The 17,749-nt window shown below is 40.1% G+C and carries 18 protein-coding genes and 1 riboswitch; of the genes, 3 read left to right on the top strand and 15 right to left on the bottom strand.

From position 1 onward, the window contains the following. Positions 1-29 precede the first annotated feature (29 nt). From ACFX4H_RS18230 to ACFX4H_RS18200, 7 genes are all read right to left on the bottom strand, one after another. Complete coding sequence (locus ACFX4H_RS18230; protein ID WP_377435987.1) at positions 30-1,709, bottom strand: glycoside hydrolase family 13 protein; 1,680 nt, start codon at positions 1,707-1,709, stop codon at positions 30-32. An 84-nt stretch (positions 1,710-1,793) separates the two neighbouring features. After that, positions 1,794-2,876, bottom strand: coding sequence for a Ger(x)C family spore germination protein (locus ACFX4H_RS18225; protein ID WP_377435986.1), 1,083 nt, complete (start codon positions 2,874-2,876; stop codon positions 1,794-1,796). Continuing rightward, the gene (locus tag ACFX4H_RS18220; protein ID WP_377435985.1) at positions 2,873-3,973 is read right to left on the bottom strand and encodes a GerAB/ArcD/ProY family transporter; all 1,101 of its coding nucleotides are present in this window, start codon (positions 3,971-3,973) and stop codon (positions 2,873-2,875) included. Before ACFX4H_RS18220 ends, ACFX4H_RS18225 begins: the two co-directional genes overlap by 4 nt. A 24-nt stretch (positions 3,974-3,997) precedes the next feature. Beyond that, the gene (locus ACFX4H_RS18215; RefSeq protein ID WP_048688155.1) at positions 3,998-5,509 is read right to left on the bottom strand and encodes a spore germination protein; all 1,512 of its coding nucleotides are present in this window, start codon (positions 5,507-5,509) and stop codon (positions 3,998-4,000) included. 143 nt (positions 5,510-5,652) lie between these two features. Then, entirely contained in the window at positions 5,653-6,186 is a 534-nt protein-coding gene (locus ACFX4H_RS18210; RefSeq protein WP_377435984.1) for a YhcN/YlaJ family sporulation lipoprotein, read from the bottom strand. A 54-nt stretch (positions 6,187-6,240) separates the two neighbouring features. Next, positions 6,241-6,561 (bottom strand): quaternary ammonium compound efflux SMR transporter SugE, encoded by a 321-nt coding sequence (gene sugE, locus ACFX4H_RS18205; protein ID WP_034310082.1) that lies wholly within the window; start codon positions 6,559-6,561, stop codon positions 6,241-6,243. A 48-nt stretch (positions 6,562-6,609) separates the two neighbouring features. Next, a riboswitch (guanidine-I (ykkC/yxkD leader) is annotated at positions 6,610-6,708 on the bottom strand. Between the two features lie 40 nt (positions 6,709-6,748). Continuing rightward, positions 6,749-7,078, bottom strand: a complete 330-nt coding sequence (locus ACFX4H_RS18200) for a DUF948 domain-containing protein (RefSeq protein ID WP_063574734.1) — start codon at positions 7,076-7,078, stop codon at positions 6,749-6,751. A 118-nt stretch (positions 7,079-7,196) separates the two neighbouring features. On the opposite strand from ACFX4H_RS18200, the gene ACFX4H_RS18195 reads away from it, so the two are divergent. Next, positions 7,197-7,376, top strand: a complete 180-nt coding sequence (locus ACFX4H_RS18195) for a hypothetical protein (RefSeq protein WP_034310080.1) — start codon at positions 7,197-7,199, stop codon at positions 7,374-7,376. 659 nt (positions 7,377-8,035) lie between these two features. Here ACFX4H_RS18195 and ACFX4H_RS18190 read toward each other — a convergent pair. Continuing rightward, positions 8,036-8,260: a hypothetical protein gene (locus ACFX4H_RS18190; protein WP_072272278.1), complete on the bottom strand. Its 225-nt coding sequence runs from the start codon at positions 8,258-8,260 to the stop codon at positions 8,036-8,038. Positions 8,261-8,463: 203 nt separating this feature from the next. Between ACFX4H_RS18190 and ACFX4H_RS18185 the strand changes: the two genes are divergently transcribed. Further along, on the top strand, positions 8,464-9,084 hold the full coding sequence (locus tag ACFX4H_RS18185) for an RraA family protein (protein WP_377435983.1): 621 nt from the start codon (positions 8,464-8,466) through the stop codon (positions 9,082-9,084). Positions 9,085-9,138: 54 nt separating this feature from the next. On the opposite strand, the gene ltaS is transcribed toward ACFX4H_RS18185, so the two are convergent. The 5 genes from ltaS to ACFX4H_RS18160 all read right to left on the bottom strand — a co-directional run bounded on the left by ltaS (position 9,139) and on the right by ACFX4H_RS18160 (position 15,988). Continuing rightward, positions 9,139-11,106 carry a lipoteichoic acid synthase gene (gene ltaS / locus ACFX4H_RS18180; protein ID WP_072272276.1) on the bottom strand — a complete coding sequence of 656 codons (1,968 nt, stop codon included), beginning with the start codon at positions 11,104-11,106 and terminating at the stop codon, positions 9,139-9,141. Between the two features lie 1,080 nt (positions 11,107-12,186). Continuing rightward, positions 12,187-13,131, bottom strand: a complete 945-nt coding sequence (locus ACFX4H_RS18175) for a siderophore ABC transporter substrate-binding protein (protein WP_483878269.1) — start codon at positions 13,129-13,131, stop codon at positions 12,187-12,189. 214 nt (positions 13,132-13,345) lie between these two features. Continuing rightward, positions 13,346-14,104: an iron ABC transporter ATP-binding protein gene (locus ACFX4H_RS18170; RefSeq protein ID WP_034310071.1), complete on the bottom strand. Its 759-nt coding sequence runs from the start codon at positions 14,102-14,104 to the stop codon at positions 13,346-13,348. Further along, positions 14,098-15,045, bottom strand: a complete 948-nt coding sequence (locus tag ACFX4H_RS18165; protein ID WP_034310068.1) for an iron chelate uptake ABC transporter family permease subunit — start codon at positions 15,043-15,045, stop codon at positions 14,098-14,100. The genes ACFX4H_RS18170 and ACFX4H_RS18165 overlap by 7 nt, the downstream gene beginning before the upstream one ends. Next, positions 15,038-15,988, bottom strand: coding sequence for an ABC transporter permease (locus ACFX4H_RS18160; protein WP_377435981.1), 951 nt, complete (start codon positions 15,986-15,988; stop codon positions 15,038-15,040). The genes ACFX4H_RS18165 and ACFX4H_RS18160 overlap by 8 nt, the downstream gene beginning before the upstream one ends. A gap of 265 nt (positions 15,989-16,253) precedes the next feature. Here ACFX4H_RS18160 and ACFX4H_RS18155 point away from each other — a divergent pair, with 265 nt between their 5' ends. Continuing rightward, positions 16,254-16,595: a DUF1450 domain-containing protein gene (locus ACFX4H_RS18155; RefSeq protein ID WP_323602455.1), complete on the top strand. Its 342-nt coding sequence runs from the start codon at positions 16,254-16,256 to the stop codon at positions 16,593-16,595. 409 nt (positions 16,596-17,004) lie between these two features. On the opposite strand, the gene ACFX4H_RS18150 is transcribed toward ACFX4H_RS18155, so the two are convergent. Both ACFX4H_RS18150 and ACFX4H_RS18145 read right to left on the bottom strand, forming a co-directional pair. After that, positions 17,005-17,256 (bottom strand): hypothetical protein, encoded by a 252-nt coding sequence (locus ACFX4H_RS18150; RefSeq protein ID WP_249598381.1) that lies wholly within the window; start codon positions 17,254-17,256, stop codon positions 17,005-17,007. 29 nt (positions 17,257-17,285) lie between these two features. After that, the gene (locus ACFX4H_RS18145; RefSeq protein ID WP_377435980.1) at positions 17,286-17,531 is read right to left on the bottom strand and encodes an HD-GYP domain-containing protein; all 246 of its coding nucleotides are present in this window, start codon (positions 17,529-17,531) and stop codon (positions 17,286-17,288) included. Positions 17,532-17,749 lie beyond the last annotated feature (218 nt).

Raw genomic sequence — 17,749 nt, 5'->3', positions numbered from 1 at the left:
CCCTAACCTGAGAAGGACAGGTCCTTTTTTCATTTCAAATGATAAACACGGCATTCATATGGTTGCAGGGGTTTGCTGGAGATTCCTTCTTCCTCCTGACCATAATTGCCGATCAGCTTTGTGGCAGAATATGCATGCAGCTCTTCAGGCAAAGTATAAGCGGCCTGCTCTTCTTTAAAGTTGCATAGCACCAATAGCTTCTCTTCCTCAAACGATCTCGTGTACGCAAATATTCGTTCATCATCCGGCAACAGCAGTTCAAAACGGCCATAAACGACGATATCATGTTCCTTGCGCAGTTGGATAAGCTTTTTATAAAAATGAAAAATGGAATTCGGATCATTGTAAGCCTTTTCTGCATTAATCTCGGGAAAATTGGGATTAACCTTAATCCAAGGGGTCCCTTTCGTGAATCCTGCGTTCCGGGAGTCATTCCACTGAATCGGTGTCCTCGCATTATCCCGGCTGCGGGCGTGGATGGCTGACATCATCCGCTCTTTTGACCAGCCATGAGAATGGACGAGTTCGTCATATGAATTCAATGTTTCGATATCCCGGTATTCATCGATGCTTTCAAATGCAACATTGGTCATTCCCAGCTCTTCCCCTTGATATATATAAGGTGTACCTTGCAGCATATGAAGACAAGCGGCAAGCATCTTTGCGCTTTCAATACGATACTTTCCATCATTACCAAACCTTGAGACAACCCGGGGCTGATCATGGTTGTTCCAGTATAAACTGTTCCAGCCATCCCTCTCCAAACCAGTCTGCCACTTAGAGAGGATTCGCTTTAAATCGGTTAGCTTCCATTTATCGTTACTCCATTTCCCTTCTGGCCCCTTCCCCAAATCCATATGTTCGAATTGAAAGACCATATGTAGCTCACCACGATCTTTACCTGTGAACAACTGCGCTTCCTCCGGCGTGACGCCTGGCATCTCCCCAACCGTAATCACGTCATGTCCAGAAAGGGCCCGTTGATTGATTTCCTGCAAAAACTCATGTATGCGCGGGCCATTCAGGAAAAAGGGGCTTCCATCACCATACTGCTTTTCATGCTGGACGGCTCCATCTGAATAGCTTTGATCTTTTGAAAGGAAGTTGATGACATCCATCCGGAAACCATCGACACCCTTATCCAGCCACCAAGTCATGATGCTGTAGATTTCTTCACGGAGCTTAGGATTTTCCCAGTTTAAATCCGGTTGTTTCCTGCTGAATAAATGTAAATAATATTCATCGGTTGCTTCATCATATTCCCATGCTGAACCTTTAAAAATCGACTCCCAATTATTTGGCTCTTTTCCATTCCTGCCAGGTTTCCAAATATAATAATCACGTTTCGGATTATCTTTTGAGGAACGGGATTCCTCGAACCATGGATGTTCATCTGAAGAATGATTGACAACGAGGTCCATCATGATCTTCATTCCACGTTCATGAACGGCCTTCAACAACCTATCGAAATCAGCCATGGTCCCGAATTCAGTCATGATTGCTTTATAATCACTGATATCGTACCCATTGTCATCATTGGGAGATTGATAAACTGGGGATAGCCATATCACGTTCACACCCAGCTCTTGTAAATAATCGAGCTTCATCAAAATCCCGTTTATATCACCAATACCATCGCCATCACTATCCATAAAACTCCTTGGATACACTTGATACACAACTGCCTCTTTCCACCATGCTTTGTCCATGCTTTTCCCCCTTTTTAGCCGCATTGACACAATCCTTACACCAATACCCTATTATAAAGGGGGAAACTCCAGAATATTCTACTTTTATTCAGCTATTCCCGTTTGAATCATTTCAATATCCAGATCGACCTCGATTGGAATATCGGGATATGTCTCCTCCCAATGCTTTTGATTAAAATTTCTTGTTTTACTTTTAGCATGATCACCGAGTGCAAGCGGATCTATATGGTTCTCCTGAAACATGGTTACCATCTCATTTAATTTTTTACCAATGACCCGCTCGGCCCTTGCCTCTATTTTATTCAGGTCGACCTCTTTGCCCAAGTCATAGCCTTGGACCTCTAGCAGACTCGCTTTCATTTTCACTTCAATCCTGACCTTAGGGTCTTGATTGGCATTCGAAATATGATAATGGACACGTGACTCCACGTTATTGATATCGGTAAAGTCATTTTCCTTCCATTTAATTTCATAACTCCCCAGCTTAAAATTTTCACTAAGGACCTTATATAAGAAGCCTTCTTCATAAGGTATATATTTACCAATATAACGATCCTTTTTAAACAAGGCGATTCCCCTTACCCGTATTTGATCTCCTGTAGTTTCCAATAAGGGCAAGACCGGATCGATCCCGATACCATGACACGCATATAAATACCTGTGAAGGTCTGCATCAGGCAAATTGGTCCTTATATTCTGTTCGATCAGCTCCTTCACTTGAACCCCTGGAGTTTTAATCAACTTCGGCTCCATTTTAACTACATCCTCCGCTTTGCCATGAACGACCGCTAAATACAAATCCCTTCCCACCATTGGATCACGCCTATATGTATCGACATAATCATTCAATCCCTTACTTGCCAATTCCTCACCATATAGAGTGACTGTCAGTCTCCCGCCGACAATCGGGTATGGTGTTTTTGCATTTTCCTGCTGGCGGGCCGCCTTTATATCATGGGAGTCCGCTTCATATACTTCTTTACCCAGATCTGCTTCCTCCCCAGGCTGGGGAACGCTGACCACGACCGTACCCTTGATTTTCTTGTCTCCGGCATCATCATAACCTACGACTTCAGCAATTAATATGTCTTCTAATATTTGCTTTTCCACGCCGCACGCCGCCATTAAAAAGCTCGCTAATGTTATCAAGAGAAGTTTGATTTTCATGATTTATGCCCCCTGACTTTATAGACGATCGACTGCCATATGAATAAGAGAGGAAGATACAAATAAACGATATAAAAACCAATTTGCGAACTGATCGTGTTAAACTTATCGATCCTATAGCGGTTATCCAAAAAAATGCAGGAAACCAAGATGATGATCAGAATGAGAACCATCATCTTTTTTTGTCTAAATCCGAATACTCTTTTCGCTGTCCTGCTTGCTGCCCAAACCCCTAGGCAAACATTCGGCAGCACCATGAACAGCCAAACGGAAATCCCTATGTATTCGAACCTTTCAATGAATGGAAGGTCTACAATTTTCCATAACGTCAAAGTTGCCCAGATTACATCTTTCAGCTGCTCTTGATGATAGTAGGCTAATGAAACAAGTATGGATACTACATATATCACCATAGTGAACAACGCCCCTAAGTGGGCCCACTTTTGAGATTTTTCGCGATTTTTAATGAAAGGATAATAAATGAGGATTAATTCAAAACCAAGGTAATTCAGGGTCATTCTCTTACAGGCCTTCATGATTTCCAAAAAGGAATGATCAAGCAAAGGACCCAAATTTTCAAAGTGGGCGTACTTCAAAGGGAAATAATTCAAAAGGAATAATGGCGATGCGATTATAAGGCCGATTATGCAAAAACCGGTAATGACCCTGAAACCTCCCTCCACAAAGTTATACACGAGAATAAGAATGATGGTTATCAGCATCAGGACATTGACACCTGGGAACATCCAAACCTGAATGACTTCTAAATAAGTCCTGATAAGAATGATGGAAATCATTATAAAGTAGAGGATGAATAATATATTGAAAGCATTTCCGACCCATTTACCAAACAAATCCTTGTGGATGGCAACCAAATCAAGTGTTTGGGGGCCCCTGCCCAAAAGCTTGAAACACATCCAAAGCAGAACATTTATGATCAACCCTGATATCAGGACCGATATCCATGCGTCTTGGCCAGCCTCTTTCGCTATGATCCGTTCAAACCCCAATATCCCTACTCCAATCTGCATGCCGGGCATGAGGAAAAAAACAAAAAATGGAGATATTTGTTTTGTTTCATTTGGTTTGACTTCCATTCCTTCTCACCGCTTTCTACTTCCTTATTCATCGATATCATTACGGGTGTTTCGTTTTTCCGCCTCTTTCCTTATCCTTAGTGGATTTTCCGTCCGCAGAAACTGCGGGCGTTTTTTCTGCTTTGAAAAAGGGAGGCGGATCAGACTATCTTTAAAGTCATGAATTCTTAACGGGTAAAGCGGGTCTAAATAAGGACTGCCAAGCGAAGTCAATTTCAATAAATGACTTAAAATGAATGCACTGCATAAAGCTATTCCAAACAGCCCGTATAACTGGGCAGCAATTAGAAAGGGAAAGCGGATAAGGCGAATCGTATTGCTGATTTGGTAAATCGGCACCGTAAATGAAGCCAAGGCAGCCAAAGCGACAAGCATCAACAAGACGTTACTGACAAATCCCGCTTCCACAGCGGCTGAACCGATGACTATACCGCCAACAATGCCGATGGTGGAGCCAACCTTGGCAGGCAGCCTGACCGCCGCTTCCCTCAGCAATTCGATCGTCCCTTCCAGCACGATCGCTTCCAAGATCGGCGGAAAAGGGATCACTCCCCTGGATGATATTAAGATTGGCAGCAAATCCGTTGGGATCACTTGATAATGATAGGTTAAAACGGCCACATACAGAGGTGATGACAAAACGGAAAACAGCACGGCGAAAAGCCGAATCAAACGGAATGAAGTACCGAGATTCCAAATTTGAAAATAATCTTCAAATGACGAGAAGAATGAAATGATGGTATTGGGACCAACCAATGCATGAGGAGATCCATCCAGCATGATCCCTATTTTCCCTTCCGATAATACACTGGCCAGATGATCAGGCCGCTCCGTATCAATCAATTGCGGGAACATCGAATTCCGATTATCCGTGATCATCTGGCTTACGAACGAAATATCGACGATCGTATCATATTCTATATCTTCTATTCTCTGTATGACCGTCTTGATGATCTGTTGATTTACCACCCCATCTATGTAGAGTACCGCTATCCTTGTTTGCGAGATGCTCCCGACCCTAAATTCCTTGGACTGCAATTCAGGAGTGGGCAATCTGTTACGGATCAGATTCAAATTCGAATCAAGCGATTCAACAAACGCCTCCTTGGATCCAACGACCGTATACTCTGACTCAGGTGTGGAAATTTGCCTTTTCACACTGTGAACACACGGAATGAGCAAACACATTTCATCATCTTGCTTGTATTGAATCATGATCGATCCTTCCAAAACCAATCTTTGAATGTCTTTTAAATCAGCCGTCAATTTCATATCTTCCATCGGAATATCGCCTTTTAGTTGCTTAAGGACCTTCTTTGGTTGATTCGACATGACCGCCAATACTTGTTCGTGGAGCTGTTGAACACTGACCAGTGAATTGAAGTAGGAGATGATATAGCCATCATCATTCGGGAATTGGAAGGTAAGAAAATCATTAGATGCTTTAAACTTTTTAAGGAGTTCCTGAAAATCCTTGGAAGTAACCTGAAAGGATGCTGAATCCGTTTCCCTCTTGTCCTTAAAAAACCTCACCATCCCACCCCCAATACAAAGTTTTTCGTTCATTCGATTATTGTAACCACCCTATTTAAAGTTAGTCATGTTCCACGGATATCTTTAAAATAGGAAAAGACCTATCCGGAATCCACCGGATAGGTCTTTACTTCTTAATTTTCCAATTATCTTGGACTTGGAAAGATCCGTGTTACAAGTTCACGGAACTCTTCAGCAAATCCTTCAACGGGTTTTCCATTCTCGATATCATTCGCATACCCATCCATTCTTTGAACAAAGTCCGGATTTGCCGACACATAAACTTGGTCTACAGATGGATCTGCTCCCCTTACTGCATCAGCAACCCTTTCTTTAAGGTCATTCGAGATATCCTTATCCCCGCCGTCTTTTAATACTGCGCCTACATAGGCATTATTTTCAGTCACGATGACATTTGCGTTACTTACTTCCTTCAAAGCTTCGACTCGATTTGAGATATCCTCGGAGACCCTCATACCGTTTACGCCATTATCATTATTATCATTATTGACATTATTAACATTTTGCCTTGTGTCGCCTACATTCATCGGATTATCCAAATTATCCTGATGAGTGCGATTCAGGCCAAGATTATCACTGGCGTCTTCGTTATCATTCGTTGCACAACCTGTAATCACTAAAGCCATCATTGCACTTGATACTATCGCTTTATAGTTCATATTCTTCACTCCTCAAATATCATTTAACATTACTATTTGCGAGGAGTGGGCAGATTATTCAGAAGAGGTGACCTTCAAGCCGATAATTCCAACCAAAATAAAACCGGCGAATACCAATCGCATCGCATCCTTAGGCTCGTTAAAAACGATGATGCCTACCAGAACAGCCCCAAGAGCCCCTATTCCCGTCCAGATTGCATACGCTGTTCCCATAGGCAGAGTTTTTATCGCCGATGACAAAAAATAAAAACTAATAACCATGCCAGCAATCGTTATGATAGAAGGTAATAATTTCGTAAAACCCTCGGTATACTTTAGACTTGTCGCCCATACCACTTCAAATAATCCTGCAATCACCAATTGAATCCAAGCCATCTTTTCCCCCTCCAATTACAGAAAAAGCCCGGGAGGTCATCTTTCATAACCTCCCGGGCTTTTTTCCCTCCGTGTACGCAGATTCCTGCGCGTTTCTCTTGGACCATTCCGGTAACATTCAACCGAGGAACCCTAGAAACATAGTATTTCCATACTATATCATGTACATTTCAGATCGGTCAAACACTTATGCATCGCTTCTGTTTCTAAGCTTCCACTTGTCACCTTTTATTGAAAACCAAATATTCTTAAAGGGTTCAGGTATTTCCTTAGCCGCCTCAACCGTATATTGGACAGCCTCTTTTTTATATTCAACATCTTCAGTGATTTCCTGCTGTGTCATGGCGAGTTGGTCCGTTTCCGATTTAATCTGGTCCGTTTTGGCCTGGATGCGTGTAACGGTTTGAGTCACATTTTCAATTGTCGGTTTGGAATCCTTAAATGTTTTAAAAGCAAAAAACGCTAAATAAATAATCGATCCGATAAAGAGGGCAAGACTAATATATACAATGATCACCTAGATTCCTCCTTTTATTTTACCTTTACTATACCCGTAATAATTGAGCAGAAAACGAATCCCCATGTATTTTCTTTTATGCCTGGTCATATTATTGAAAGTAAAAGGAGGAATGAAAATGAATCAAATGCCTCTTCTTAAAGCCTGTTTTAAAGCTGGAATCCACTTCATTAGACATATGACCATACAGCAGGCTGCCACGATTGCAGGAATCATTTTTTTAATCATTCATCCAGAAGTTTTCAGCCCCCTTTGGCTTACATTGGCAACATCCGTCTTGATTCTGCTCCTGCTTTGAAGATTGCAAGTATCCCCTGCACACTGGCTGTGTTAAGGATTTCTTCGCTGACACCCCCATCCAGATCAGAAAAAACCGAGGATATGCACCAGCATTCTACCCTTGCTTCAGAAGAATGTTCTCCTGTACGGATCAAACTGCCATGGAGGCCCGACCATTAATATTGCTCGGACTGTATCTATGCAGGATTTCAATCTTCATAGCGATGATCTATACAGTTTAATCAATCGTTTGATTAAAACGGAATTGGACTTCAACCCCCTTGTGACAGCTGAGCTTCCCTCCCCCTTCAGATATTGATTACACTCATTTACCATACTATCAAACGGAAAACTATTAGTTTACTCAACAGTTCAGGAATTTGCCCACCACGGCGATTTCAGATGCAATGGAAGGGTTGAGCAATCACCTGAAGTTTTAAACAAACAATGAAGACTGTAGGCAAAAGGGTTCTATCTAAGAGTAATAACAATTGGAGCGGGTGTGCGAGACTCCTGCGGAAATGCGTGTCCAGAAAGAACCCGCTGGCTCAGAAGCCGCCAAGGAGGCACCTGGAATGGCAACGTTCAAATTGTACAAACCGTAAAAAAACTTTAGGCAAATTCGATTTTCATCGAGTTTATCTAAAGCCTGAAGCCCCTCTAAAATGGGTCTTTTCATTAATATAATGGTTGTGTGTTCTGACAGGGCGGAAATGCATTTATATCCTGAATCATATAAAAATCGTATTGTTTTAAGGCGAATTGTGCTTGATACATATATTCAATAACAAGAAGCTTTTCACCTGAAGTACCACACAAAACACCTGACGTCCCTTGTCCATTCGTTAATGAAATCCCAACAGGCTGACCTATTAAATAGCTAATTTTTTGTTGCCATGGCATAGTCATCACTCCTTCAAGCACATCCTATTAAAAATGAAAAAATGGGTGCCTGTATTTCTTAAAAATTCGCAGTTCGGTTATGAACCGGCGTAACAGACAGTGAACAACACTTACCATTTTATCAAGCTGAAAACTATTAGAAAATTACGAAATTTGTGTATAATGAGGCTATATTCATTAACTCTTAAGGAGGAATCATAGTCATGGATAATCTTATTCAACAGTTCAGGAATTTGCCTACCACGGCGATTTCAGATGCAATGGAAGGGTTGAGCAATCTGGATTCGGCAATAAAGCCCTTAAAGGAAGAATTTCGTTTGGCCGGACGAGCTTTGACCGTAAAGATTCCCGTCGGTGATAATTCAGCCGTGTTAAAAGCGATCGGTGAAGCCAAGCCTGGGGATATAATTGTCGTTGACAGCAAGGGTGATACATACCGGGCAATAGCAGGAGACTTTGTTGTCGGCATGATGCAGACCATGGAAATAGGCGGCCTCGTAGTCGATGGGGTCATTCGCGACCTTGAAGCCATTAAAGAATTGAATTTCCCTGTATTCAGCAAAGGGACGACGGTTGCCTCAAGCGGCAAGGCAGGTGTAGGCGAAACCAATGTGCCCATATCATGTGGAGGTGTCACCGTATATCCAGGGGACATCATCATAGGGGACATAGATGGGGTCGTGGTCGTGCCCAAAGATAAGGGTGAAGAAATCCTGGTCAAAGCAAAGGATAAAATCGCCAAAGACGAACAGCGTGCTGAAAAATATGCAGGGAAGCCTGATGAAATCAGAAAGTATATTGCCAAGATGACCAATAAAGGATGACGCATAAAAAAACAGGCAGGAAGCGATGGCTTCCTGCCTGTTCTTTCATTAGCCTTATTTATCGGTCTTTTCTTCCTTAGAACCTTCTTCATCATATGTGTAATCATAATCAGCAGGATCAATCGGTTTAAAGCCGTTTGGAGTATAGAAACGGAGTAAGTCGCCGTTCACTACTTGGTCGGATAAATTGAGCATCGTTTCAGCTCTCGTTTTATAATTGAGGATGGCATCATTTTCCTCGACCAATTCTCCCGTTTTAGTATCGTAGTATTTCCCTTTAATGGAAGTGACCTCCGGTGTTACAAAATCGCCATTCCTGAAAGGTACCACTTCATTATGATCTTTTGACAATAAATCGGAACCGAATTGTACATAATCTTTAGATTCAATTCCTAACAGATGCAATAAAGTCGGGAGAAGGTCAATCTGTCCTCCGTATTGGTGCATTTCCCCACCTTCAACACCTGGAACATGGATCAATAATGGTACACGTTGCAATTGGGCATTCTCAAATGCGCCAACATCCTCGCCAAGAACTTTTGACATGGCTTCTTTATGGTTTTCGGAAATACCATAATGATCACCATACATAACGATTACCGAGTTATCATATAGACCGGATTCCTTCAGATAATCGAAAAACTCTTTAAGCGCCTCATCGGCATAGCGTGCAGTTTGGAAGTAACTATCAACGGAAGCATCACCTGTCGTATGCTTGCCGATTGTTGCTTTTTCCTGGTCCATCGCATATGGGAAATGATGGGATACCGTTATGAATTTTGTATAGAAAGGCTGTTTAAGCGTTTCTAACATTGGAATCGATTCCTTAAAGAACGGCTTATCCATTAATCCATAACTTAGTACTTCCTCTTTATTTTCCATATTATAATGGTTTGCATCGAAGAACTGATTAAAACCAAGAGACTTATACATATTATCCCGGTTCCAGAAGGATTTGTAATTACCATGGAACACAGCGGATGTGTATCCTTGTTGTCCTAAAATAGCTGGTGCTGCTTGATACGTATTTTGGGAACGGTTTGTGAATGCTGCCCCCTGTGGTAAGCCGAACAGGGAATTTTCAAGCATGAATTCGGCATCCGCCGTTTTCCCTTGGCCTACTTGATGGAAGAAATTATCAAAGTGCATGAAATCTGATTTATCATGTGCAAGTGAGTTCAAAAATGGAGTTACTTCTTCCCCATTCAACTTATAATCGATAAGGAAATTCTGCATCGATTCCAAATGCAAGTAGATGACATTCTTGCCTTTGGCTGCACCAAAATACTTAGGATTCGGCTCAGCGCTTGTTGCCTTCGTATAGTTGACGACTTCGGCGATATCCGTGCTGTTTGCAGTCGCACGCTGGGCGTATGTTTTAGTATTCTGAACGGCGTCATAAACCGTATAGTTGAACATGCCCAAGTATTTGACGATATAGTTCCGGTCGAATGTTCTTGATAACAATTGCGGGCGATCCTTTTCAGCAAGTCCCAAATTGATGGCGAAAATTGCTAGTCCCGCTAGGTAAACCATTCCAACTGTACGGCGTTTGACTTTGAAGTCTTCCGCTTTAAAGTCTTTGAATCTGTACAATACGATCAAAAGTATCGTATCAAGGAAATAAAATACATCATGGCCTTTAAATAATTCTAAAATACTCGGTCCCAAATCCCCGGCATTTTGCACTTGCGTCAAGGTTGGCAATGTAATGAAATCGGTAAATGACCGGTAATATACAATATTGAAGAATAACCATAAGGACATCAATAGGTTCAACCTGATGATCCATTTAAACGATTTTCTGCCTCTAGCCAATAGTGCCAAGCCAAAGAATAAAATGGCTGAACTAATCGGATTTATAAACAGTAAGAACTGTTGCAGGCCATTTTCAAGGCCTAAGTTAAATTCAATTCGATATCCAATATAAGTTTTTATCCAAAACAAGACTACCGCAATAAAGAAAAAGCCTAGTATGTTATCTGCAAATAAATGCCGGCTTTTTTTAAGAAAATTATTCATGCTTTCACCTCTATTAATCTAGTGGTTTATTTATATAAATTTTTACAAACTTACAAAAGACGGAAAATCGGAAACCTTATAATAGCATTCTTTCACTTGGATAGTCAAGATTGTGAAAACCACCTTTTGTCACATCCATAACTCTTATATCCAGAATACTTCTTTAGCTTATGAACAAGCCTTTGAAAAAATAACAGAGTTTCGCCCGTCTCGAATGTTCAGCGCACCTATAACAAATATATAGGAACTACATGTCTTAATCCAATAAATATTACCGTAATTTTTTGGTGTGACTGCGGATGGCAGTCACTAAATATTTTAACGTCCTTCAGGCTTTTACCATTATAAACGACTCTTTATAAAAAAACCAGTACATTACAAAATATGTAAAGATATAAACCTTCAATTATAGAAAGCTATGGTTATATCCCAGGATTTTTTTCCCGATAATTCGACAGTTTAAAATGGATTGCCAGTTACATGGATGCTTTTCTCATCCGCACTTTTGAAACCCCGTGCCTGTAAAAGTTTAACCTTTTAATTATAAGCGTCCAGCCACTCTGAAATCCCATAAAATAACAAATGGATTGCACGAAGTATCGACATCATTCCCCTCCGGCTTTTTTATTCAGCTTTTTCAAATAATTTTTCCTAAAAAATATTAATCCACCGAATTCCCCCCGATAATTTGAAGTGGAGATCATAATATTTTTATCATCCATAAAAGATGCAATTTCCCAAATTTAACATAAATCACAATTTCAAATCGCTCCTGGAACCGGAAAGGATGCAAAAGACAGTATAATAGGAAGAAACTGAATTTTTCATTTTGGCTGAAGGGTCAAATTCTGACTATTGCAGCCCATATAAGCCATAGCAGGGGCAACAGGCGGAATATAGACCTTGTCCTTTCCCATTCCCCCTTAATTGGGTTGTGGGCGCCTTATTATAAGCTTACCTGTGTTTTGCCGAAATTCTTTCCTTCCCCTTTGTTAGTATATTTGTTTCATCCAGCTTTATTATAAAAAATAAAAAATCCTGCCCCTCGATCGGGGACAGGATCATCTTTCATCATATTTATTACTTAATGCCTTCTGAAACTTCTTTAACCATAGCGTCAACAGATTCTAAACCGCCGCCTGATAAGTACCAGTAGTTAGGGTCTAGATAAATGATGTTACCTTCTTTAAATGCCTTTGTATTTTTTACAATGTCATTTTCAATCGTTTTTTTTGCTGCAGCTCCATCACCGGCAACCGCATCTCTATCTACAACGAATAGGTAGTCTGGATTTTTTTCAGCAATGTATTCGAAAGAAATACTTTGACCATGTGTCGATACTTCCAATTTATCATCCACTGCAGGTACTCCGAATACATCATGGATGATTCCAAATCTTGAATCAGGTCCGTAAGCACTTACTTTTCCGCCGCTTGCCAGAACGATTAAACCAGTTTTGTCAGTCGGGGCTTTTTCTTTCAAAGCGTTAATGTTTTCTTCCACACTTGCCAATTCTTTAGCTGCTTCGTCTTTTTTATCGAAGATTTTACCCAAAAGTGTTACGTTTTCTTCAAACGATTCCATATACTTTGTTGTATCCACACCTACAAAAACAGTAGGGGCAATTTTGCTTAATTCTTTATATGCTTCAGATTGACGGCCAGAAATAAGGATTAGGTCTGGAGCAATTTCGTTGATTTTTTCGAAGTCAGGCTCTTTTAATCCACCGGCATTTTCAGTTGTACCTTCATATTTAGAAAGGTATTCCGGAAGTCCATCATGAGGAACAGCTGCTACTTCCACACCTAATTTATCAAGAGTATCAAGAGTACCCATATCGAATACAACGACTTTTTCAGGGTTTGTTTTCACTTTCGTTTCGCCTAGTTGGTGCTTAACCGTAATTTCTTCGCTTTTAGCACTTTCTTTTTTCGTGCTTGATTCTTCTTTTTCTTTATCTGCTCCACAAGCTACAGCCACTACAGCCAGCATTGCAACCAAAAGCAGTAAGGATAATTTCTTGATCATTATGGTCACCTCGAAAAAATTTTTTTATTTAAAATTACATATTGAATCCTCACCATCACAGAGTTCACCTTCATCACTTTTCCTGCCAGATGAACAGGAGGCGGCTAAAGTCTTGGGCGCCCGCCAACTCTTAACTGCCTAAGAAGCGTACGGGGGGACTTCTGGACGGCTATGAATACTGAAGTAATTTAAAACCAATTTTGGAATTGTCTTATGTGAAGTACACACAGATCTTATTGTCATTGATACTTTGGATTTCAATATCCATATCATAAATTTCCTTTAAAACATTGGAATTGATGACTTGTTCGGTTGGCCCATTATGAACAACCTTGCCATCCTTCAATGCGACGATATAGTCGGAATAACAGGATGCAAAATTAATGTCATGAATGACGATGATGACCGTTTTCCCCAATTCATCGGCCAATCTCCTCAATACCTTCATGATTTGGACGGAATGCTTCATATCAAGATTGTTCAGCGGTTCATCAAGAAGCACATACTCCGTGTTCTGAGCAATGACCATGGCAATGAAGGCCCGCTGTTGCTGCCCGCCGCTAAGCTGGTCAAGAAACTTATCCTGCATGTCAGCAAGTTCCATATATTCAATCGCTTCATCGACGTATTTCCAATCCTCTTTCGTCAGCTTTCCTTGTGAATAAGGAAAACGGCCAAAGGCGACGAGTTCACGAATCGTTAAACGGATATTGATATGGTTAGCCTGCTTTAAGATGGCAATCTTTTTCGCAAGTTCATTGCTATTGAATTTCCCCATATCCTTACCCTCGATAAGGACTTCTCCTGAATCCCGGGTAATGAGACGGCTGATCATCGAAAGGACGGTACTTTTACCCGCTCCATTGGGACCGATGAAGGATGTGATTTTCCCTTTCATTATTTCAATGGAAACATCCTCGACAACCGTTTTATTATTATATTTTTTGAATAAATTTTTCACTTCTACCATGATTTATTCTCCTTTAATAGAAGATAGATGAAATAGACACCGCCGACAAAGTTGATGATGACACTTAAGGTCGTGGAAAACGTGAAGATCCTCTCTACAATGAATTGGCCGCCGACCAAGGCAATCACACTGATCAGCATTGCACCCGGGAGGATATGTTTATGCTGATAGGACTTAATGAATTGATAAGCCACATTTGCAACAAGCAATCCGAGGAACGTGATCGGACCGATCAAGGCAGTCGAAATGGAAATTAAAACCGTAACGACGATTAAAACCCGCTTCGTGACAAAATCATAATCCACACCCAAGTTTATGGCTTGGTCCCTCCCTAGGGACATGACATCTAAATACTTCAAAAATCTCATGAAATATATCATTGCCGCAATCATGAGGACAATAGCTAAGGTTAACAGGTCCGTGTTGACATTATTGAAGCTGGCGAACATTTTATTTTGAATGATTTGGAATTCATTCGGGTCAATCAATACCTGCATGAATGAAGACATGCTGCCGAATAAGGTTCCGAAGATGATACCGATCAGCAATAGGAAGTAAATATTGCGGTTTTTCTTGAACATGAACTTGAACAGCAGGCTTGCAAAAATGAGCATGGCCGCAAGTGTAATCAGGAAATTGAGATTTTTATTCATGATCATGATATGCGTTGAACCGAAGATGAAAATCACTCCCGTTTGAATCAGCATATACATGGAGTCCAACCCTAAAATGCTTGGCGTAAGGATTTTATTATTCGTGACCGTCTGGAAAATCACTGTTGAAAAAGCAATTGCACAACCTACCACGATGATGGCGACGATTTTTATGACCCTTCTCGGCAGTGCATAATCCCAATTCGGTCCAAGGTCCCAAAAGATATAACCTGCCGTTAAAGCAGCTGCAAGAACAGCCAATACAATGATCCTACTTTTATTATTCATATGCCTTTCTCCTCAGTATCAGATAGATAAATACGGCGCTTCCTATCACACCAACCACGAGTCCGATCGGGATTTCAAATGGATATATAAGGATCCTGCCCAGAATATCGCAGATCAATAGGAAGACTGCCCCTAGCAATGCTGTATGAGAAAGACTCTTTTTCAAATTGTCACCAAGGTAAAGGGATACAATATTCGGTACGATCAATCCTATGAAAGGAATCGTTCCCACCGTTAACAAAACGACAGTGGAGGATAATGCCACGATGATCAATCCAAAATTGACTATAAACTTATAATTGAGTCCTAGATTGATAGCAAACTCCTCACCCATCCCTGCCACAGTGAATTTATTGGCAAAGAAGTATGCGAGAATGACTAGCGGGATACTTAGATATATAAGTTCGTACCTTCCCGACATGATCATCGAAAAATCGCCATTCATCCATGTGTTGAGGCTTTGAATCAAATCATATTTATAGGCAAAGAAAGTCGAGATCGATCCTACGATATTACCAAACATCAAACCAACCAATGGTATGAAGATCGTATCCTTATATTTCACTTGATCAAGAATTTTCATGAACAAGAATGTACCTGCCAAAGCGAATATGAAAGCGAATGCCATTTTCTCAATAAGTGCTGCCGATGGAAAAATGATAATGGCAAGAAGAAGTCCCAGCCTTGCAGAGTCCATGGTACCAGCAGTCGTCGGGGACACAAACTTATTGCGGCTCAATTGCTGCATGATCAGACCGCTTATACTCATCACAATACCGGCAATGACTATGGTCACCATTCTAGGGAAACGGCTTTGCAGCATGATTTGCACTTTATCATCACTTAGATTCAATAATTCCAGGGGGGTAATATCTTTTACACCAATGAATAATGACGTAAACGATAGAACAATTAACGCCATGACTAAATATCTTATCTTCATCTACATTTCCTACTCTTCCTATCTCACTTTAATACAGCGATAATATTTTTAATTAAATATATTTGAATAAAGACTATCATTAAGTCACCTATTGAAATGGGACTCATTAAGTTGCAATAGTTACAAGGATCTTCCATTCGTGATAATGAGATTCATTATCATCCATTCTTATTCTATCATTTCTTGGACATGTGTCAATATATACAAGGGAATTACTTGATATTCTCCCGATAGTCCAATTGTAATGAATTCGGATGAACCAACCATGCATTTCGTTTCAGGAAGTGATAAAATCAAAATAACAAATATTTACTCTTATAATGAAAGAAGCGATATGATGAAAAACTTGTTATCCAAAGTGTTCTCAAAAAAGGCGAAAATCCAGATTGAATTTTGCCAAAATAATCTTGACCGCTTCCTTAATGAACAAACAATTGCCGATTATGGTAAGTTCTTAGAGAATCCAAGGATTCAATATAAGGAATATGAATGTTTGAGTGAGTGTAAACTTTGTAAGAAAACCCCCTATGCGAAAGTGAACGGCCAGATAATGAGTGGCGAAGATTCACAGGATCTTTTAAATAGGTTATATGATGAATTAAAATGATACGGGTTAAGCAAATAGCTTAATCTGTATCATTATGACTTTCCACCTGTAATTATACAGAATACAGGTGATGAACATCTATTAAAAGGATTGCGAATTTTACCATGGAATCATTAATCTGGTCGTTACTTCCTGTTTTCAATTTCACCTACTTCAATTGCTGCAAAAGCGAAGCCAATTCTAATCATACTTCTGCTTTTGTTTAATAATTACCCTATCTCACCAATCCTATGAAATACTCCCTCGTAAGTCTTATAAAATCCACAATCCCATACCTTCAATTTCACCGTATATGTATGCTCCATCGCTATCAGCCTTCCCATTTTTAAACTAGTTCTATATACAAAGGGAAAGTATTGCTATTGGATGGTCCTACGAGTTAAGCACGGGGGGTTAAGGCGCTTTTCATTCAGTTACTCTCTAGGGAATGAAAAGAATAATTAATTTCGCTTGTTAATATGAGTATCAAATTATATTTGCTAAGATAGTGAAATTCCCTAGTGTAATCAATCAACACAGGAGAAGCTGATTCATCAGGAAATCCTTTCTTTAATAGCACACCCGGACCAAACGGAGCCTTGTGAGGAGATTCCGGAATTTTGTTTGTTCCCCTATGTTTAACATTAACTTCTTCCCCCCCTCTAAATTGAAGCCATTCCATCTGAAGGGCTCCATTGTCTTTAAGTAATTTTACTTCTGATGGGAAGTGGGGATGCTTGGTACTATTTGTGCTCCGTAAACTGTATGGTGCATAATCTCATCATATTCGTGTACTGTTAGTCTTTCTTTTTTATTTAATAATTGTTGAGGAATTTCTAATTTACCAATATCATGAAGAGCTCCTAAAATAAAAAGAAATTCTTGATTTTCAATTCCCAAATAACGTCCGAAACCACATAAGTCATTCCCCACCCTAAATGAATGGCAAGTTGTCACTTTACAGTGCTTATATAAATTACATACTAATTCTTGTGTAGTTTATATCATTCCGTACTCTCCTTATTAATAATCTAAATATGAAGTAGATAGAATAATTGAGTATTATTTATTAAATGTTAGTAAATAATACATCAATTAAATTCATCACTTCTTAAAGAGTACCCCTTCAAAATTCAGACAATATATCTTTGTTGAAACCAAACAAATTAAAATTG

The organism is Peribacillus sp. YIM B13477, from assembly GCF_042787955.1.
GTDB lineage: Bacteria > Bacillota > Bacilli > Bacillales > DSM-1321 > Peribacillus > Peribacillus frigoritolerans.
Note: the sequence above shows the minus strand (reverse complement) of the source record. Positions and strands in the feature narration are given on the sequence as shown.